This is a genomic window from Streptomyces sp. NPDC045287 (assembly GCF_056432325.1).
The window spans coordinates 1-18,095 of the sequence record NZ_JBWKJG010000030.1; the positions used below are offsets into that span (position 1 = coordinate 1).

Annotated in this window: 19 protein-coding genes; 13 read left to right on the plus strand and 6 right to left on the minus strand. The window is 73.1% G+C overall.

The genetic code is table 11. The features are described from left to right. The 5 genes from AC07D6_RS31500 to AC07D6_RS31520 all read left to right on the plus strand — a co-directional run. A partial coding sequence (locus AC07D6_RS31500) for a hypothetical protein (RefSeq protein ID WP_479050100.1) occupies positions 1–396 on the plus strand: 396 nt, incomplete at its 5' end. A gap of 355 nt (positions 397–751) precedes the next feature. Then, positions 752–934 carry a DUF397 domain-containing protein gene (locus AC07D6_RS31505; protein ID WP_479050102.1) on the plus strand — a complete coding sequence of 61 codons (183 nt, stop codon included), beginning with the start codon at positions 752–754 and terminating at the stop codon, positions 932–934. Further along, entirely contained in the window at positions 931–1,161 is a 231-nt protein-coding gene (locus tag AC07D6_RS31510; protein ID WP_250335498.1) for a hypothetical protein, read from the plus strand. Before AC07D6_RS31505 ends, AC07D6_RS31510 begins: the two co-directional genes overlap by 4 nt. After that, on the plus strand, positions 1,158–1,406 hold the full coding sequence (locus AC07D6_RS31515; protein WP_479050104.1) for a hypothetical protein: 249 nt from the start codon (positions 1,158–1,160) through the stop codon (positions 1,404–1,406). The genes AC07D6_RS31510 and AC07D6_RS31515 overlap by 4 nt, the downstream gene beginning before the upstream one ends. A gap of 226 nt (positions 1,407–1,632) precedes the next feature. Beyond that, the gene (locus AC07D6_RS31520) at positions 1,633–2,022 is read left to right on the plus strand and encodes a beta/gamma crystallin domain-containing protein (RefSeq protein ID WP_479050106.1); all 390 of its coding nucleotides are present in this window, start codon (positions 1,633–1,635) and stop codon (positions 2,020–2,022) included. Here the strand turns inward: AC07D6_RS31520 and AC07D6_RS31525 are convergent. Next, positions 2,012–2,158 carry a hypothetical protein gene (locus tag AC07D6_RS31525; RefSeq protein ID WP_479050108.1) on the minus strand — a complete coding sequence of 49 codons (147 nt, stop codon included), beginning with the start codon at positions 2,156–2,158 and terminating at the stop codon, positions 2,012–2,014. The two genes, AC07D6_RS31520 and AC07D6_RS31525, sit on opposite strands and share 11 nt — an antisense overlap. Before the next feature lie 483 nt (positions 2,159–2,641). Here AC07D6_RS31525 and AC07D6_RS31530 point away from each other — a divergent pair, with 483 nt between their 5' ends. Further along, a complete protein-coding gene (locus AC07D6_RS31530) occupies positions 2,642–3,637 on the plus strand; it encodes an NAD(P)/FAD-dependent oxidoreductase (protein WP_479050110.1) in 996 nt (331 codons plus the stop codon). Positions 3,638–3,902: 265 nt separating this feature from the next. On the opposite strand, the gene AC07D6_RS31535 is transcribed toward AC07D6_RS31530, so the two are convergent. Continuing rightward, the gene (locus AC07D6_RS31535) at positions 3,903–4,793 is read right to left on the minus strand and encodes an NAD(P)-dependent oxidoreductase (RefSeq protein ID WP_479050112.1); all 891 of its coding nucleotides are present in this window, start codon (positions 4,791–4,793) and stop codon (positions 3,903–3,905) included. Positions 4,794–4,905: 112 nt separating this feature from the next. Here AC07D6_RS31535 and AC07D6_RS31540 point away from each other — a divergent pair, with 112 nt between their 5' ends. From AC07D6_RS31540 to AC07D6_RS31555, 4 genes are all read left to right on the plus strand, one after another. Then, the gene (locus AC07D6_RS31540) at positions 4,906–5,499 is read left to right on the plus strand and encodes a TetR/AcrR family transcriptional regulator (protein WP_315877600.1); all 594 of its coding nucleotides are present in this window, start codon (positions 4,906–4,908) and stop codon (positions 5,497–5,499) included. 433 nt (positions 5,500–5,932) lie between these two features. Continuing rightward, entirely contained in the window at positions 5,933–7,027 is a 1,095-nt protein-coding gene (locus tag AC07D6_RS31545; protein WP_479050114.1) for a peptidoglycan-binding domain-containing protein, read from the plus strand. 458 nt (positions 7,028–7,485) lie between these two features. Next, complete coding sequence (locus AC07D6_RS31550) at positions 7,486–7,929, plus strand: N-acetyltransferase family protein (RefSeq protein WP_479050116.1); 444 nt, start codon at positions 7,486–7,488, stop codon at positions 7,927–7,929. 159 nt (positions 7,930–8,088) lie between these two features. Beyond that, positions 8,089–8,967, plus strand: coding sequence for an alpha/beta fold hydrolase (locus tag AC07D6_RS31555; protein ID WP_479050118.1), 879 nt, complete (start codon positions 8,089–8,091; stop codon positions 8,965–8,967). Between the two features lie 382 nt (positions 8,968–9,349). Here AC07D6_RS31555 and AC07D6_RS31560 read toward each other — a convergent pair whose 3' ends face one another. Further along, complete coding sequence (locus AC07D6_RS31560) at positions 9,350–10,246, minus strand: glycoside hydrolase family 19 protein (protein WP_479050120.1); 897 nt, start codon at positions 10,244–10,246, stop codon at positions 9,350–9,352. A 170-nt stretch (positions 10,247–10,416) separates the two neighbouring features. Next, positions 10,417–12,141, minus strand: coding sequence for a PP2C family protein-serine/threonine phosphatase (locus AC07D6_RS31565; RefSeq protein ID WP_479050122.1), 1,725 nt, complete (start codon positions 12,139–12,141; stop codon positions 10,417–10,419). Between the two features lie 244 nt (positions 12,142–12,385). On the opposite strand from AC07D6_RS31565, the gene AC07D6_RS31570 reads away from it, so the two are divergent. Beyond that, positions 12,386–13,924 (plus strand): substrate-binding domain-containing protein, encoded by a 1,539-nt coding sequence (locus tag AC07D6_RS31570; protein ID WP_479050124.1) that lies wholly within the window; start codon positions 12,386–12,388, stop codon positions 13,922–13,924. 188 nt (positions 13,925–14,112) lie between these two features. Here the strand turns inward: AC07D6_RS31570 and AC07D6_RS31575 are convergent, their stop codons facing one another. After that, complete coding sequence (locus AC07D6_RS31575; protein ID WP_315877607.1) at positions 14,113–15,396, minus strand: adenylosuccinate synthase; 1,284 nt, start codon at positions 15,394–15,396, stop codon at positions 14,113–14,115. A 173-nt stretch (positions 15,397–15,569) separates the two neighbouring features. Between AC07D6_RS31575 and AC07D6_RS31580 the strand changes: the two genes are divergently transcribed. After that, positions 15,570–16,448 carry a diacylglycerol kinase gene (locus AC07D6_RS31580; protein WP_479050126.1) on the plus strand — a complete coding sequence of 293 codons (879 nt, stop codon included), beginning with the start codon at positions 15,570–15,572 and terminating at the stop codon, positions 16,446–16,448. 19 nt (positions 16,449–16,467) lie between these two features. Here AC07D6_RS31580 and AC07D6_RS31585 read toward each other — a convergent pair whose 3' ends face one another. Beyond that, the gene (locus AC07D6_RS31585) at positions 16,468–17,016 is read right to left on the minus strand and encodes a GbsR/MarR family transcriptional regulator (RefSeq protein WP_479050128.1); all 549 of its coding nucleotides are present in this window, start codon (positions 17,014–17,016) and stop codon (positions 16,468–16,470) included. 93 nt (positions 17,017–17,109) lie between these two features. Between AC07D6_RS31585 and AC07D6_RS31590 the strand changes: the two genes are divergently transcribed. Continuing rightward, entirely contained in the window at positions 17,110–18,006 is an 897-nt protein-coding gene (locus AC07D6_RS31590) for an ABC transporter ATP-binding protein (protein WP_315877610.1), read from the plus strand. Positions 18,007–18,095: the final 89 nt, after the last annotated feature.

Sequence of the window (18,095 nt, forward strand, 5' to 3'; positions counted from 1 at the left end):
CGGCGCCGGCGGCCGGGTGCTGCACCTGGCCGGCCGGCCCCGACCCTGGGTCATGACGCCCGGCTCACGGCAGGTGTACCGACCAACGTGATCGGAAACTGCTGGTACGGATTCACCCTCCCCAAGGAAACCACGGCGGAAATCACCGAACGGTGGCGCGAACCACCGGGAATCGGACCGGTCTTCTGCCTGGAGCCGGGCGGACACGACGCACCGCACCGGGCCTGCGTGATCAGCCTGACCGTGGGAGCGGTGTGGGTGGAATGGACGGAGTGGAGCAACCCGGAACCACGGCTCCTCCTGCTGCCCGACTGCCCGGCAACCAGCCCCGACGGCATGGACGCATGCTCGATGTACGACGAACACGAAGGCCCACACACCTGGGAGAGGATCTGAACGACCCCTCCTTGCAGACCCCACCCCTGCTGAGGGGCACACTGCCTCCCCCTCCGAGACCCCAGCGGAGGCGGCTTCCACGGAACTTCCCTCTCGTGTCTCGGTCGGCGCGGTGCCGGGCGGCGGCGATCAGCCAGGGCAGACCGACGGTCGGGCGCGCGGGTGCGGTGGGCATGATCGTGGAGACTCCGGGGCACGAACACCTCGTCCACCTGGAACCCCGGGACGGGATCCCTCTGTTCGGTGACCCGGCGAAGGCGCGCACGTACGCGCAGCGGTGTGCGAGGATCCGAGGACAGTCCCTTTCCCTTCCTGAATCGCTGTGTCCCATCGAGCAGTCGGCAGGAGAACAGCCATGAGCGACACCCCCCAGTGGTTCAAGTCCAGCCACGGCATCCCCCACGGCGGTGAGTGCATCGAGGCCGCCGTCTGCTCCCGCACCGGTCACGTCCGGGGCCCCAAGAACCCCGGCGGCGGCTCCTTCGCCGTCGCACCCTCGTCCTGGACGGCGTCCCTCGCGGACGCCACGGCCCCGTGAGAACGGTGATCGCCGGGCGGCTCGTCGAACTGCCCGGCACCATCGCGGCGATCCGGGCGGCCCTGGACGAGGACCGGGCGCGGGCCTTCGACGCGGAGATCCCGCACGTCCCGGTGGCGGAGCTGCCCATCGCGCTCGCCCGCTGGGCGCTGTCCACGACGGACGCGGACCGGGAGGACGCCGAGTTGTTCGACCGTCTGGCACGCGGCGAGGGCGTACGGGAGTGAGCTGTTACCGCCTCCAGTACGCGCCGCCGGCGGACCTCGCCCTCGACTCCATGGGCGCCTCCCTCCGCACCCGGTTCGACGCGGGGATGCGTGCCCAACTGGCCCCGGACCCCTACGGGTACGGCTCGGTGCCGATCGGCACGGACGAGGACCGGCGGGAGGCGACGGTGTCGGGCGTGGTGATCCGGTACTACGTGAGCCGTGGCGTCGCGACCGTCACGGTCGTCCGCGTCGTCTACCTCTGAGGGACCGTCGACGCGATCCGCCGTACCGTGGGCGCCGGATGCGAACGGCGGGCACCGCCGGTGGACTTCCGCCCTGGCGGACAACGGGCGCACGGCATGGGGCTTCACGGCTCGCCGGGTCGCCGGGCGGTTCCCTCCGAACATTCGGGCAACTCCCCGGGGCTGAACGGGCAGAACCGATGCGAACCGTTGAATTCCGATCGACAGGGCAAGTAGCGTAACCGCCGTGAAAAATAATCGCCTTGTCAATATTCAGAGATTCTTCACGAGGGCTCTCGTCGCAGTGGTGGCCGCTGCCGGTTTGACGGTCGCGGTTCCAGCGGCCCCCGCTTTCGCGATCAACGTCACTTCTTGCGGAGACCCCATCCTCCCCCCGCGGACCGACCTCGTGTGGTTGACGACGAGCTCCGGCAGCCGAACGTGTTACGCCAACGCCGGCAGCTTGTCGCCGAACCTCACTCATGTCAGGCACTTCCACTCGGGCAACAACAAGGTCACGTTCAGCTACACCATTATGGAGAGTGGCTACACGAACAACCTCACCTTGGAGAAGTGGCAGGACCAAACCCTTTCGTTCGGTCTCCACGCCCACGTGACCCACATGGTCATCTGGTGACGCCGTCGAAGTAGCGCAGGGTCGGGGCGGCACGACGCCGTACCGACGAGGCCGGCGCCACCCCGGCGTCCGCAGGGGCCGCGGGACCGCGCAGCGTGATCACGGGTGAGGCGGAGGGGTCGGTCCTCTTGTTCACCGGGTATTTCCGTGGCGCCTTCCCGTTACCGCCAGACGGATTTCCGGGCACAGAAGTGAACGAGGCAGGTGACCGTACTTCTGTCCCGGAGAGCGTCATTCATCGCCCGCGGGGAAAAGTCTTCGGCCTAGTTCAGGAATGAGGCCACTTCCAGGACCGGAACCGAACAAGCGGCCTCTGGAAATTTCCTCCCGCGCCCATTTCCCAGGGCCGGACCGGCCGCCGGTGGGACCGCCTGCCGCAGGTTCTGCCGCCAAAAGTGCGACGTCCCACCATTCCGTCGCGCGGCGGGACGACGGGACCGGCCGGGCCGTCCATGTACATCGCTTCGTGGACCGCTCAGGCGCGGCCTCACAGCGCCGACCGCCACGAAAGCGGCAAACACAGCCGCTGTACGCGCACACCGCGCACGGACGATCGGGATCATTGCGGAAACGGCAACGAGGTTTGCCCTCGGGGGCCGGGCGGGGCGACGGTGCCGATATGGACACCAACGGGCTGAAGAACATCGAAGATCGCATCTGGGACGTCGTCGTGGTCGGCGGTGGCGCCGCCGGCCTCTCCGCCGCGCTGCTGCTGACCCGCGTACGGCGCTCTGTCCTGGTCATCGACGCAGGCGAACCCCGCAACGCCCCGGCCGTCCGGGTCGGCGCCCACAACATCCTCGGCCGGGAGGGCATCTCCCCCTTGGAACTCCTGCGCGTGGGCCGCGAAGAGGTCGCCTCCTACGGCGGAGAATTCGTCACCGGACGGGTCGAGCGGGTCGCACGCGACGACAGCGGGTTCGTCCTCACCACCCAGGACGGGCAGCGCGCCCGTGCGCGGCGCGTCCTGGTGGCCACCGGCCTGGTCGACGAACTGCCCGACATCCCCGGCCTGGCCGAGCGGTGGGGACACGACGTGATCCACTGCGTGTACTGCCACGGCTGGGAGGCCCGCGACACCAAGGTCGGCGTCCTCGGCAACTTCCACCAGGCCCTGCTGTTCCGGCAGATGACCGACCGGGTCGCCCTGTTCGCGCACCACGCGCGGACGGAACTCACCGAGGAGCAGTGGGACCAGCTCGCCGCCCTCGGCATCGAAGTGGTCCACGGCGATGTCGTGGCCCTGGAATCCGACCCCGAGCAGGACAAGCTGACCGGCGCCCGCCTCGCCTCCGGCACCGTCGTCCCCCTCGACACCCTCGTCGTCGCCCCCGCCTTCACCGCCCGCGGCGGCTTCCTCGAAGACCTGGGCCTGACCCTCGGCCCCCACCCCGCCGTCCCCGGCGTCCAGGTCGCCGTCGACCCCTCCGGCTTCACCGGCGTACCCGGCGTGTGGGCCGCCGGGAACGTCAGCGACGTCCTCGCCGCCGTCCCCCAGTCCGCCGGCGCCGGCACCACCGCGGGCGGCGCCATCAACATGGACCTCATCCTCGAAGACGCCCGGCGAGCCACCGAGGCACGCGCGCGGCGCCGGCCCGGGCGTGCGACGGCGTGAGGGAAGCGGAAGTGCCACGACACGCCCTGGGGATCCGCGCCCATGGCTCCGGAGGGCCGCGCACGGCCGGCGGCCCCACCCCGCCGGTGGGGTCCGGTGAAGACGGCTCGCTACGGGAAGTCCCCGGCGATCCCCCACCGCCCGGCCCGCTCACGGGCGGACCGCCGGTACGGGCGGCGGCCCCAGGACCGCGGAGAACACAACGGCGGTGGGGAACCGGGGCGCCGGGGCCCGGGTGTCGCGGCGCCCTTCCCCTGCGCCCGGTTCAGGCCGCGGGCCGCTTCAGCACCTCCACCAGGACGGACGTGCTGTCCGCCGCGTGACCGGCCTCCGCGGCGCGGCGGAAGATCCGGGCGACGGCCTCCGGGACCGTCGTGTCGAGGCCCGCGTCCGCGGCCGTGTGGAGGACGTGCTCGGTGCTCGCGACGGCCATGGAGAGCCGGTCGACGTCCCCGCCGTGGTCGCCCGCGTCGACGCGGGGCGTGTAGAACTCCACGAACTGCCCCAGGTTCAGGGCGTCGACGGCGAGCGGCCGGATGTCGGCGGCCGACAGGCCGTGGGCGCCGGCCAGCGCCAGGGCCTGCCAGTAACCGGACAGGGCGGTCCAGAACATGACCATGTTGAGCTGGTACAGGAGCGCCGCCAGCCCCGGGTCCTCGCCCCGGTGGTCGGCGCCCGACAGCACCTCCAGCGTGGCGCGATGGGCGTCGAAGACGTCGCGCGGGCCGCTGTAGAGGGTGGTGGAGGCGGGGTCGCCGATGCCCGAGGGCGGGGTCAGGACGCCGCCGGTGAGCTGCGTGGCACCCCGCTTCGCGGCCCAGGTGGCCGCCTCACGGGCCTTGTCGGGGGTGTCGGAGGTGAGGTTCACCAGGACGCGGCCCTTCAGGGCGGCCGGGTCGACGTCGCCCAGCAGGGCGTACATCGCGTCGTAGTCGGTGAGGCTCAGCACGACCAACTCGGAGGCTGCCAGCGCCTCTTCGGCGTTGGCGGCGAGGTGGGCGCCGCGCTCGACGAGGTCGGCGGCGCGGGAGGGGGTGCGGTTCCAGACCGTGACGGCGTGGCCGCGGTCGAGGAAGACACCGGCCATGGTGCGGCCCATGGGGCCGAGACCGATGACGGTGACGGGGGCGGGGGCGTTGACGGACGTGCTGCTCATGGGATCCACCTTTCGGGACACCTCTAGAACGAACGCTCTATCCAGGCGAGGACACGACCGTAGCACACCCCTAGAACGAACGCTCTACTCATTTTCTCGGTACGATCGCCCCATGCAGACAGCCACCGCGACCGCCTCCTCCGCCGGGACCCGCGACCGGATCGTCACCACCGCCGCGCGCCTCATCCAGCGCCAGGGGTACGTCGGGACGGGCATCAAGCAGATCGCCAAGGAGGCGCAGGCCACCCTCGGCTCCGTCTACCACTTCTTCCCGGGCGGCAAGGAAGCCGTGGCGGTCGCCGCGATCGGGCACAGCGGCGCGGAGTTCGCGGCGTTCCTGCGGGAGGCGCTGGACAGCGCGGAGGACCCGGCCGAGGCCGTGGAGAACTGCGCCGTCCGGCTCGCCGTGGAGCTGCGCGCGTCGGGGTGGATCGACGGGTGCCCCGTGACGGCGGCCGCCCTGGAGACGCTCGGCGGCGAGACGGGGATCCAGCAGGCGTGCGCGGAGGCGCTGCGCGACTGGGAGCGGCTCGTCTCCGAGAAGCTGCTGGGCGCCGGCTTCGCCGCCGCCGACGCCCGCGAACTGGCGACCACCGTCATCGGCGCCCTGGAGGGCGCGGAGGTCACCGCCCAGGTCAACCACAGCGAGGAGCCCCTGCGGATGGCGGGCCGCCAACTGGCCCGCCTGATCCGCTCGTACGCCTAGGCCGCCCCTCCTGGGCCCCTCGCGGACCGGCGAGTCGGCGGACCGGCAGGCCAGCGGATCGGCAGATCGGCGGGTCAGCGGGTCAGCGGGTCAGCGGGTCAGCGGGGGCGACTGTGACGCGTGGCCGGTCCGCTCGCCGACCGCCTCGGACGCGTTGCCCGGAAGCACGCGGCCGGCGCACCCCGCACCCCCTCCACGCCCCGGTCGGACCGCGCCGACCACCCCGTCCCGAGGGGGGCGGATCGCGCGTCCGGCCCACACAGGACACCTCGTCCCACCGGGCTTAGAGTGTCGGTAAGAGGCGTTCCGCCCCACTTCGTCACCGTCATCGCGGCCCACGGGGCGGGGTGCGGGACTTCACGCGGTCGGGCAGGCACGGCCAGCGGGGGATCAGCCTCGCCGTCCGGCCCTGAGTACAGGGATCCGATGCGCCATGGCTGACGTGAAGGTCGTGTGGACCGGACTTGAGTGCCGCATCAGGCAAGAGGTGGAAGACGACATCTTCGGCAGCGTCCAGGTGATCGCCGGGTTGTCTCCGCAGCCGCCGCTGAAGTTCCCGGACGGCGGCACGCTGCGGTTCGGGCCTCCGGGACTGAGGATCTTCAGCGCCCAACGCCTGCTGTACTCCGGACCGGCGCAGGACCTCAGCGTGTCGCTCGCGCTCGTGCAGCACGACTCCGGCGACATAGAGGAGGAGAAGCAGGCCGTCGCCCAGGCCCTCTCCGCCGCGGCGACCGCGGCCGTCGCCAAGCTGACCGGCGGGGCGGGCACGGTGCTCAAGCCCTTCATCGACCTCCTGTCCGAAGCCCTGGTCAACGCCGTGAGCGATCTCCTCGGCCTCGCCGACGACCCGTTCAACCCGTCGGCCGTCTTCATCCCGAAGGACAAGCTGCTGGACGCGAACAGCCGCCGCCGCATCCTCCAGCGCCCCGACGATCCGCGCGTGGTGCAGTTCACCGACGAGCTCGTCTGCAGCGGTACGGACGGTGACGGAGACCTGGGGGTGTACGCGCTGTACCTGGACGTCCAGCCGTCGGGGGTCTCGGGCGGGGGCACGCCCCCCGTGGACGACGGCATCGGCACGCCCACCCTGAGCAGGGGTTCGCGGGGAGCCGCGGTGGAGAAGCTCCAGCGGCTGCTGAACGCCCACATGCCGGATCTCCGCCCCCTGGAAGTCGACGGGGACTTCGGCTCCGTGACGGACGATCGCGTCCGCGAGTACCAGCGCCGGGTCGAGATCGAGGTCGACGGCGTCGCGGGTCCCCAGACCTGGGGCATGTTGCTGGGCGGTGAAACGGCGCAGGAGGAGGCCGCCGGGACGCCGACGCTGAGCAACGGCTCGCGCGGCCCGGCGGTCCGCAAGCTCCAGCGGCTCCTGAACGCCCGTGTGCCGGACCTCGATGCCCTCGCGGTCGACGGGGTCTTCGGCTCCCTGACGGAGAGGCACGTCCGCAGGTTCCAGACCCGCCTCGCCATCACCGTCGACGGTGTCGTCGGCCCCCAGACGTGGGGGGCGCTCATGCTCTGACGCGCTGCCGCGCTGCCGCTCTGCCGCTCTGAGGCTCTGAGACTCTGAGGCTCTGAGGCGAGACGCGCGGAGCCCGTCCGGCGGGCGGTGCCGTGCGCCGGCGAGCGCGCGGGGCCCCGCGAGGAGCCCCCGTCCGGCGCACCGGGCCGGCGCACCGGGGCGGGCCGGGGCCGGGCGGGTCCATCCGGGACGGGTCGGCCGGGGCCGGGCGGGTCGGCCCGGGTCCGATCGGATCCGGGCGGGTCGGCCCGGATCGGGGCCGGTCGGATTCACCTGGGCGGATCGGGAGGGGCCGGGGCGGACCTATCCGGGTCGGGCCGGATAGGCCCAGGCCGGATCGGGGAGGACCGGTTCGGGAAGGACCGGATCGGGAAGGATCGGGTCTGCTCGGGTCGGGACCGGGAGCGGCCGGTCGCAAGTCGGTTGACGGCCGGGCGGGGTGCCGCTTGGCTCCCCGGATGAACGAACTCCGTATCGAACAGGTGGACGGCGAGTCCGGCATCGAGGACTGGCGGCGCATCCACAACGAGATCATCCCTACGCACCTGCTGTCCCCGGACGACGTCCGCGAGCGTTCCGGGCGGAACGTACTGGAGGTGGCCTACCTCGGCGACACGGCCGTGGGGTGCTCCACCGTGCGCCCGCCGACCGCGGAGGCACCGGGGACGGCGACGGTGATCGCGCGGATCCTGCCCCCGTACCGGGGCCGGGGCCACGGCGGGAAGCTGTACGCCCGGGGCCTGCGGCGGGCCCGCGAGCTGGGCGCGACGGAGATCGAGACGGTGGTGCTGGCCTCGAACGAGTCCGGTCTGCGCTTCGCCCTGCGGCACGGCTTCGTGGAGGTGGAGCGGTACCTGCTGGAGGGCGACACGATCCCCTGGATCGACCTGCGGCTGGCCTGACCCTCCGCACGCGGCGGGGGCGCGCGGGGGTCCGGTGGCGCGAGCGCGACCGGACCCCCGCGGGAAAAACCGTGCGGGCGGTTCCGCGACGCGCTACGGTGTACTCACGAGACGAGACGTCTCGTCTAATACATGGCTCCGGCCCGAGGGGGAACACCCATGCACCGTGAACACTTCGTCGACGTCGCGCCCGGGGTCCGCCTGTGGGCCGAGGAGCGGGGGGACGCCGACGCTCCGGCGCTGCTGCTGATCATGGGCGGGCAGGCGTCCGGGCTCGGCTGGCCCGACGAGCTGGTGGACGCGCTGGCCGCGCACCACCGGGTCATCCGGTACGACCACCGCGACACGGGCCGCTCGACCTGGTCGTACGAGACCGAGCCGTACGCGATCACCGACCTCGCGGACGACGCGCTGGCGGTGCTGGACGGGCTGGGGGTGGAGCGGGCCCACGTCGTCGGCATGTCCCTGGGCGGCATGCTGACCCAGCTCCTCCTCGCCGACCACCCGGAACGGCTCCGCACCGCCACGCTCATCGGCACCTGCGCGCTCAGCACCACCCCGTACACCCGGCCGGACGGGAGCGTCACGCCCGTCGAGGAACTGCCGCCCATCGACCCGCGCATCCTGGACATGTGGGCCCACCGCCCCGAGGACCTGGACCCGGAGGCCGAGCTGGACTGGCGGGTCACGCACTGGCGGTTGCTCAACGGCGACGGCATCCCGTTCGACGAGGAGGCGGTGCGGGAGCTGGAGCGGCGGATCGTCACGCACACCGGGCACGCCCGGGTCAGCACCGCGCACGGGCGGGCGGACCACTCGGGGATGCTCCGCACGGAGGCCCTGGCGGCGACCGGCGTACCGACGCTGGTCGTGTCCGCCACCGCCGAGCCCGTGTTCCCGCCGCCGCACGCGCAGCACCTGGCGCAGGTCATCCGGGGCGCGGAGCTGGTGGAGATCCCGGGCATGGGGCACGCGCTGCCCCGGCCGGTGCTGGAGCCGCTGGCGAAGACGATCCTCGCCCACACGGCGACGGCCTGACGGGAACGGCCCGACGGGGCGGCGGGCCCCCGTTGCCGACGGGGCGGCGGACACCCGGGGACGGACGGAGGCGGCGGGCCCCCGTTCCCGACGGGGCAGTGGGTCCCCGGGACGGGCCGGAGCGGCGGGCCCCGGGACGGACGAGGGGCGACGGGTTCCCCGAACTGACGGGGTGTCGGACCCTCGGGGCAGGCAGCGGCGGCGGCCGTACCGGACGCCTGTCCGCACCGGCCCGCCACGTCCCCGGGCCTGACGGGGCGGCGGCCCCGAAGGCGGACCGAGCAGCGGCCCCGAAGACGGACGGCCCCGCCGGCCCCGGCGCGGGACGCCTGGGGCCGGACGGGGCCGTCCGGGAGCGGGGCGGTAAGGCCGGGAAGCCGTCTCAGCAGGAGAGGTTGGCGCCCGGGGCGACGCCCAGGATCTGCGTGAACTGCTGGTACTTCGACACCCGGCTCTGCACCTGCGCCGGGTTCCTGCCGTCGCACTCCAGCGCGCCGTTGATGGAGCGGATCGTCTGGCCGAAGCCCGCGCCCGTCACCATCGCGTTGTGCGCGGTCATCGTGCCGGGGCCGTTCTGGGTGTTCCAGTACCAGAGGGCCGTCTTCCAGGCGACCGCCGCCTCGCGCTCGACGCGGTGCGGGTTGTTCAGCAGGTCGATGCCGAGCGCGTCGCCCGCCGCCTTGTAGTTGAAGTTCCAGCTGAGCTGGATCGGGCCGCGCCCGTAGTAGGCGGCCTGGCCCGCGGGACAGCCGTACGGCTGGCTCTGGTCGCAGTAGTGCGGGTAGTTGGCGGTGTTCTGCTCCACGATGTGGACGAGGCCGCCCGTCTCGTGGCTGACGTTGGCCAGGAAGGCCGCCGCCTCCTGCCGGCTGACCGTGGCGCCGCCCGTCGTCGCGAAGGCCGGGTACGCGCTGAGCGCCGCCTTCAGCCCGCTGTACGTGTAGAACGGGTTCCTGTTCGGGAACATCTGGTTGAACTGGGCCTCGGAGACGACGAATCCGGACGGTGCCGGGTCCGTCGGGCCCGGGTCGGGCGTGCCGGAACCGCAGGTCCCCTGGTCGGCCCAGACCACCGCCGCGCCGGGGCGCTCGTTCTGGGTCCACCACTTCGCCTGCCAGTTGTGGCCGTTGAACGAGGCGGTGTTGCCGCCCACGTAGACGGCGGACGAACTCCAGGGGGCCGCGCAGTCGGCGGCGGAGGCGGTCGTGGCGGGCAGGAGGGCCGTCAGGCCCACCGCCGTGGCGAAAGCGGCCAGCAGGGCGCCGAAGCGTCGTGACACGTCATCACTCCTTCGCGGGGGGGGTGCCGGCCACTTCACCGCATTGGTCTGGACCTGTCAAGGGGTCTAGACCAGATGACCACCCGGGGTTCGTGAGGGAGCGTCACGGTACGGGTGGCATCCGCGCCCGCCACCCGCACCGGCGGTCAGTCCGGGATCCGCACCGGCGGTCAGCCCGGGATCCGCAGCGCCAGCATCGCCACGTCGTCCTCGTTCTGCGCCGGTCTGGCCCGCTGGAGCAGCTCGTCCGCGAACGACTCCACGGACCGGTGGGCCAGCGCCGCGGCGTGCCGGCGCAGCCGGTCCAGGCCCTCGTCGATCGAGCGGCCTGGCTCCTCGATCAGGCCGTCCGTGTACAGCAGCAGCGTCGATCCGGGCGGCAGCTCCGCCTTCGCCTCGGCCCGGCCCGTCCGCGCCTTGTGCGGCCCGAGCCCCAGCAGGACGCCGTGGCCCTCGGTGAGGTACTGCGCCACGCCGTCGTGCGTGACCAGCAGCGGCGGCGGGTGCCCGGCGTTGCTCCAGGACAGCTCGCACCGCCCGTCGTCCCACATGGTCATCCGGCCGAAGACCAGCGTGGCCATGGAGACCTCCGCGATGTGCAGCGACGCCTGGTCCAGCCAGTCGACGATCTCGCTCACCGGCCCCCGTTGCGACCACGCGTACGCGCGCAGCATGTTGCGCAGTTGTGCCATCCCCGCCGCCGCGTCCAGGTCGTGGCCGACCACGTCGCCGATGGCCAGGGCCAGCACCCCGTCCTTCAGCGTGAACGCGTCGTACCAGTCGCCGCCGACGTGCGAGGCGTCCGGCGCGGGCAGGTACCGGGCCGCCATCCCCAGCCCGGGCACGGTCGGCAACTGCGGCAGCAGGTGGCGCTGCATGGTCTCCGCGACCTTCCGCTGCCGCTGGTACAGGCGGGCGTTGGCCAGGGCGAGACCGGCCCGGCGCGTGATGTCCTCCAGCAGCGCCACGTCGGCCCCCGTGAACACCTCCGGCCGCTCGGAACGGCCCAGGGTGAGCGCCCCGAGGACCTCCCGCAGGCCCCGGATGGGCGCGATGACCGCCGAGTGCATCCCCGTCGTCTCGAACAGGCGGCGCTGCTCCAGCGCGATCCCCGAGTCCGGCAGGCCCTGGTACGTCTCCGGGCCCGCCAGCGCGGACGACTCGCCGCGCAGCGCCCGCGACAGGGGCATCGGCGACTGCTCCGGCACCGGCGGCATCGGGCCCTCCAGGTCCTCCGCGTGCACGAGGGCGTCGCCCTCCGCCCGCACGACGGCGGTGCGCCAGACCTCGTCCGGCTCCCTGATCAGGTCGATGACCGCCCAGTCCGCGAGCCGCGGCACCACCAGGCCCACCAGCCGGTTCAGCGCCTCGTCCACGTCGAGCGTGGACGTCAGCGTCGTCGTCGTCTCGGCCAGCAGCGCCAGCCGCTCCAGCTCCGACAGCGGCGTGGTGATCCGCGCCGGAGATCCGGAGGCCGGGTAGACGGGCTCGTACGGGTGGAAGAGCACCAGGGTGGCCGGCGCCCCTCCGCCCCGGGCGTAGGGCGTGGCCAGCCACGACAGCCGCAGCAGCGACCCGTCGCCGTGCAGCGCCCACTCGCCGTCGCTCTGGGCCGTGCGCCCGGCGAGGGCGGCCTTCCGCAGCGCGCAGTGCGCCCTCGGCGTGGGGGCGCCGTGCCGGTCGCGGTGGAGCAGCTCGTGCGCGTCCCGGCCGACGAGCTCCGCGGCGGACCGGCCCAGGACCTCCTCGGCCGCGGCGTTGGCGACGATGATGCGGCCGCTCTCGTCCAGCAGGCAGGCACCCGCCGCGATCTCGCCCAGCGCCGCGGCGAGCACACCGCGGGGATCGCCCGGGGACTCCCCGCCGGACGCGTCCGCCGCTCCCGTGGCCGTCATCTGCCCACTCGCCTCCCGCCCCGACCGGGGCCCGCACCCTGGTGCCGCCTGTCCTCACCTTTTCCCCTCCACCGGACACTGACGCCTCGGCGCGCCGTGGCGCGGCCTGGCGCGGTCTCCCTGCGCCGGTGGAGTTGAACCTCGTATGAACATACGGCACCCGTGTCCGCGCCGTGCTTCCTCGCGTCCTACCGTGACCTCCACACGTCCCGCCGGCCATCTGTGCGAGCGAGGGGGAGCGCCCGTGGAGTGGTTCAGCGCCGAGAACGTCGTCGCCGTCCTCACCGCCGTCCTCGGCGTGCTCGCCTCCGTCGCCGCGCTCTGGTACGAGCGGCGGGTGCCGCGCCGCAAGCGCCTCGGGTACCGCGTCCAGATGGACACCCCGATCGGCAGCGACGTCCGCGGCGGTGGCCGCGCCAACGTACGGGTCGGCCTCTTCGGCGAAGGGCCCGAGGTGGACCTGTCCGACGCCACCCTCGTCCTGCTCCGCATCGAGAACGACGGCCCGCAGAGCGTCGGCGACGCCGACTACACGGGCCGGCCGCCGCACGGGCTGACCGTCGAGTTCACCGGCCGCGAGATCCGGGGCGTCGCCGTCACCCAGCCAGGCGACGCCGACCACCTGATGGAGCACTTCGCCCCCGAGGCCGGGATGACCCACAGCGGCGGCACGCTCCACCTGCCGCGCGTCCCGCTCAACCCCGGCGAACACTTCAAGCTGCTGTTCCTGCTCACCGGCGGGCCGGTCGACAGTCCCGTCCGCGTCACCGGCGGCCTGCGCGACGGGGAGGTGCGGCCCAACACCGCCGTCCCCTCCGACGGCAGGCCGCCCGTGTTCAGCCGCCCGGCCCGGCTCATCACCGTCCTGCTCACCGTGTGCGTGGTCACCCTGGCCGGGATCGTCGTCGGCCGCGACGACACCCGCCCGCCCATCGGCTGCGCCACCGGCACGCTCACCGTCGTCGGGTCCACGGCCTTCGCGCCCGTGGCGGAGGAGACGGCGCGCAAGTACGAGGAGGACTGCCCCGGCTCCACCGTGACGGTCGACGCGCGCGGCACCACCACCGGCATCCGCGCCCTCGCCGAGGCGGGGGCCCGGCACCGGGGCGGCTCCCCCGCCGTCGTCGCCCTGTCCGACGGGCCGAAGCCCGACCGCGGGTACGAGGAGCTGCGGGAGAACCGGGTCGCCGTGTCCGTCTTCGCCCTGGTCGTCAACGACCGCGTGCCGCTGCGCGGGCTGACCACCGCCGACGTGCGGCGCGTCTACCGGGGCGAGGTGCGGCGGTGGTCCGAGCTGGGTGGCCCCGACCTGCCGATCGCCCTGGTCAGCCGCAACACGAACTCCGGCACGCGGGAGGTGTTCCAGCGGCGCGTCCTCGGCGGGTACGAGCCGGCGCCGTCGTCGGGCGACTGCCGGGTGAAGGCCGATCCGGCGGCGCGGGTGCTGCGGTGCGAGGTCGACTCGACGCGGCAGGTCATGGCGACGGTCGCCGAGGTGCCCGGCGCGCTCGGCTACACCGAGCTGCGGTCCGGCCAGGACCTGCGGGGGCTCCACCGGCTGGACCTCGACGGGCGGACGCCGTCGATCGACGACGTGGCGGAGAGCGGATACCCGTACCGGGAGGTCGAGTACGCGTACACGTACGGCCGGCCGCCCGCGGACTCGCTCGTGTCGAGCTTCCTCGGCTACCTGGTGCGGGGAAGCGGCCAGGACGTCGTCCGCACCCACGGCCACCTGCCCTGCGCGTCCCCCGAGGGGCTGCGGGTCTGCGCCGCCCCGTGAACCCGGGTCCGGCCGCGGCACGGCGCGGCAGCGCGCGCGGCACGGCCGACGGCGTCACAACGGCGCGGCACGGCGGCACAGCGCCGTGCCCGGGGCCTCGCGCGGGGGTGCGCGGGGCCCCGGGCACGGGGCGGGACTACGCGGTACTACGGGACTACGGGGACTGCGGAACTACAGGACTACGGGGACTACAGGAAGGAGTTGATCTCGATGGTCTCGGTGCGGCCGGGGCCGACGCCGATGGCGGAGATCGGCGCGCCCGACATCTCCTCCAGCGCCTTCACGTACGCCTGCGCGTTCTTCGGCAGGTCCGAGAAGGTCTTCGCCTTGGAGATGTCCTCCGACCAGCCCGGCAGGTACTCGTAGACCGGCTTCGCGTGGTGGAAGTCGGACTGCGAGTACGGCAGCTCCTCGACGCGCCGGCCGTCGATCTCGTACGCGACGCAGACCGGGATCTGCTCCCAGCCGGTCAGGACGTCCAGCTTCGTGAGGAAGAAGTCCGTCAGGCCGTTCACGCGCGTCGCGTACCGGGCGATCACCGCGTCGAACCAGCCGCAGCGCCGGTCGCGCCCGGTGGTGACGCCGCGCTCGCCGCCGATGCGGCGCAGCGCCTCGCCGTCCTCGTCGAACAGCTCCGTCGGGAACGGGCCGGCGCCGACGCGGGTCGTGTACGCCTTCAGGATGCCGATGACGCGGCTGATCTTCGTCGGGCCGACGCCGGCGCCGGTGCAGGCGCCGCCGGAGGTCGGGTTCGACGAGGTCACGAACGGGTACGTGCCGTGGTCCACGTCGAGGAGCGTGCCCTGGCCGCCCTCGAAGAGGACGACCTTGCCCTCGTCGATCGCGTTGTTCAGGATCAGCGTCGTGTCCGCGACGAACGGCCTCAGCTCCTCCGCGTACTGGAGCATCTCCTCCACGACCTTGCCGGCCTCGATCGCGCGCCGGTTGTAGATCTTGGCGAGGAGCTGGTTCTTGACCTCCAGCGCCGCCTCGACCTTCTGGGTGAGGATCGACTCGTCGTAGAGGTCCTGGACGCGGATGCCGACGCGGTTGATCTTGTCGGCGTACGTCGGGCCGATGCCGCGGCCGGTCGTACCGATCTTCCGCTTGCCGAGGAACCGTTCCGTCACCTTGTCGAGGGTGACGTTGTACGGCGTGATGAGGTGAGCGTTGCCGCTGATCAGGAGCTTGGAGGTGTCGACACCGCGCTCGTTCAGCCCGCTCAGCTCGGAGAGCAGGACGGCCGGGTCGACGACGACGCCGTTTCCGATCACGGGGGTGCATCCGGGGGAGAGGATGCCGGAGGGAAGCAGATGCAGCGCGTACTTCTGGTCGCCCACGACGACCGTGTGACCGGCGTTGTTGCCGCCCTGGTAGCGCACCACGTAGTCGACGGATCCACCGAGGAGGTCGGTGGCCTTTCCCTTGCCCTCGTCACCCCACTGAGCACCGAGCAGCACAAGTGCGGGCACAGGCGTACACCCCTTCCGGGCGGGGCATGTCCAAGGCCAGGGGCGGGAGACGTCGTACGGCGGTGTACGACGGCAGCCTGAGCCGTTGGACCGGTGCCCCGGAATAGACGAAGCCCCTGGCGCAATAGCGCAAGGGGCTCTTGCACAAAGATGCTACCCGAGGAAGGACCGAGGTGTCGGCTCCCGACCAGCTACTGGTGGTCATCGACCCGGTCGCGCGCCGCTTCGACGGCGAATCGGTACGGATCGCGAAGGACGTGCTGTGCGGTGGCGCCGCCGCGAAGGTGTGCCTGCCCGACACCCCGGAGGAGTTCGCGCGGGCCCTGGCGCGGCGGGGTTCCCGGCGGCCCGTGGTGATCGGCGACGACCGGGCGCTGGTGCGCGCCGTGGGCCTGCTGCACCGGGGCGGCGGGCTGGGCGGGAAGGCCCTGTCGCTGGTGCCGGTGGGACCGGGCGAGACGGTGCGGCTGGCCCTGTCGCTGGGCGCCCCGCCCGGCGCGGTGACGGCGGCACGGGCGGTGCTGGACGGGGTGGAGCGGCGGCTCGACCTGCTGGTGGACGACGGGGGCGGGGTGGTCGTGGGCGGCCTGCGCATCCCGGAGGGGTCTCCGTCGCCGGTGCCCGCGGCGGCGCCGGAGGCACGGTTCCGCCTTTCGGGCGGCGGGGTGCCGGCGCCGTCGGTGTGGGGGACGTGCCGCTCGCTGGTGCGGACCCTGGTGGGGCCGGGCACCGGGCGGGTGCCGCAGATGCGGGGGCAGCGGCTGCGGGTGGAGGCCGACGGGCGGCTGCTGGCCGACGTGGACGACCCGGTGGAGGGCGTGACGGTCGTGTCGCGGGACGGCGCGGCGGAGGTCGTGGTGCGCCCGCGGGCGGCCGCGCCCCGGCGGACGGACGCCCGCACGGTCACCGTGTCGGTCCCGGCCGGTGCGGGGTTCCGCTACCGGGCGGACGCCGAGCCGACCGGGCCGGTCCGCAGCCGTACGTGGACGGTCCGGCCGGCCGCCTGGTCCCTGCTGGTGCCGGCCCCGGCGCTGTCGCCGGAGGGCGCCTAGCGACGGGGCCCGGCCGCCGTCAGCCGGTCGCGGCCTTGTGCTCCCGCCACCGGTCCATGATCTGGAGCAGTTCCCCGTGGAGGAACTGGAAGAACTCCGCCGTCTCCGCGATCCGCGCACCCGCCGCCGTGTCGACGCCCAGCGTCTCGGCCCCCTCGCGCAGGGTCTTCTGCCAGCGGTTGAGGATCTCGTCGCGGCGGGTGAACACCTCGTACCACATGCCCTCGTGGAGCACGTACCGCTCGCGCCGCGAGCCCGGGTCGCGCTCCCGGCCGATCATGTTGACCTGCGTCAGGTAGCGCACGGCGCCCGAGACGGCGGCCGGGCTGATCCTCAGTTGGTCGCCCAGCTCGGCGGCGGTCATGGCCGCCCCCTCGGAGACGAGCAGCGCGGCGAAGACCCTGGCCGCCATCCGCTGCATCCCGGCCTGCGTCAGCTCCCCTGCGAAGCGCTCGACGAAGCGGGCCACCGCCTCCTCGTCACGGCGTACCGCCGCCTCCTCGTCGCGACGGGCCACCGCCTCCTCGTCGCGCTCCGGCCGCTTCCCGAGCCGGTCGTCCGTCGCCATGCGCCCCTCTTCTCCCGTCGTCCTCCGAACCCCGCCGATTTTATACGGTTCCTTAACTTCAGAATTTTGTGAAAGTAGTCGTACCGTCGAAGCATGACGAACGCCATCACCGTCACCGGACTGCACAAGTCCTTCGGGCGCACCCACGCGCTCGCCGGCCTCGACCTGACCGTCGCGGCCGGCGAGGTCCACGGCTTCCTCGGCCCCAACGGCTCCGGCAAGTCGACCACCATCCGCGTCCTCCTCGGCCTGCTCCGCGCCGACTCCGGCACCGCCCGGCTCCTCGGCCGCGACCCCTGGCGGGACGCCGTCGAGCTGCACCGCCGCGTGGCGTACGTCCCCGGCGACGTGACGCTCTGGCGCGGCCTGTCCGGCGGCGAGGTGATCGACCTGTACGGCAGGCTGCGAGGCGGCCTGGACGAGGCGCGGCGCGCCGAACTGGTCGAGCGGTTCGAACTGGACCCGACGAAGAAGGGCCGCACCTACTCCAAGGGCAACCGCCAGAAGGTCGCCCTCGTCGCCGCGTTCGCCTCCGACGTGGACGTGCTGGTCCTCGACGAGCCGACCAGCGGCCTCGACCCGCTGATGGAGGGCGTCTTCCAGGCGTGCGTGCGCGAGGAGCGCGACCGGGGCCGCACGGTGCTGCTGTCCTCGCACATCCTCAGCGAGGTCGAGAGCCTCTGCGACCGGGTGAGCATCGTCCGCAGGGGCCGCACCGTCGAGTCCGGTTCGCTCGCCGAGCTGCGCCACCTGACCCGCACCAGCGTGGCGGCCGAGCTGGCCGCCCCGCCGAACGGGCTCGCGCACCTGCCGGGCGTCCACGACCTGCGGGTCGACGGCACCCGCGTACGGCTCCAGGTCGACACCGACCGGCTCGACGCCGTCCTGCGCTCCCTCACCGAGGCCGGGGTGCGGTCGCTGACCAGCGCGCCGCCCACCCTGGAGGAGCTGTTCCTGCGCCACTACGAGGACGAGGCGGTGGCCCGGTGACCCCCACCGCTTCCGCCACCTCCCGTGCCGGCGGGTCCCGCACGGGTGGGTCCCGTGCCGGTGGATCTCGTGCCGGTGGGCCCCGCCAC

What these genes read in the sequence shown, in the direction of transcription:
- AC07D6_RS31540 (WP_315877600.1), top strand. Translation starts at nt 4,906, where the DNA reads ATGCAGACAGCCACCGCGACCGCCTCCTCCGCCGGGACCCGCGACCGG.
- AC07D6_RS31585 (WP_479050128.1), bottom strand. Translation starts at nt 17,016, where the DNA reads ATGGCGACGGACGACCGGCTCGGGAAGCGGCCGGAGCGCGACGAGGAG.
- AC07D6_RS31530 (WP_479050110.1), top strand. Translation starts at nt 2,642, where the DNA reads ATGGACACCAACGGGCTGAAGAACATCGAAGATCGCATCTGGGACGTC.
- AC07D6_RS31590 (WP_315877610.1), top strand. Translation starts at nt 17,110, where the DNA reads ATGACGAACGCCATCACCGTCACCGGACTGCACAAGTCCTTCGGGCGC.
- AC07D6_RS31555 (WP_479050118.1), top strand. Translation starts at nt 8,089, where the DNA reads ATGCACCGTGAACACTTCGTCGACGTCGCGCCCGGGGTCCGCCTGTGG.
- AC07D6_RS31535 (WP_479050112.1), bottom strand. Translation starts at nt 4,793, where the DNA reads ATGAGCAGCACGTCCGTCAACGCCCCCGCCCCCGTCACCGTCATCGGT.
- AC07D6_RS31565 (WP_479050122.1), bottom strand. Translation starts at nt 12,141, where the DNA reads ATGACGGCCACGGGAGCGGCGGACGCGTCCGGCGGGGAGTCCCCGGGC.
- AC07D6_RS31545 (WP_479050114.1), top strand. Translation starts at nt 5,933, where the DNA reads ATGGCTGACGTGAAGGTCGTGTGGACCGGACTTGAGTGCCGCATCAGG.
- AC07D6_RS31505 (WP_479050102.1), top strand. Translation starts at nt 752, where the DNA reads ATGAGCGACACCCCCCAGTGGTTCAAGTCCAGCCACGGCATCCCCCAC.
- AC07D6_RS31550 (WP_479050116.1), top strand. Translation starts at nt 7,486, where the DNA reads ATGAACGAACTCCGTATCGAACAGGTGGACGGCGAGTCCGGCATCGAG.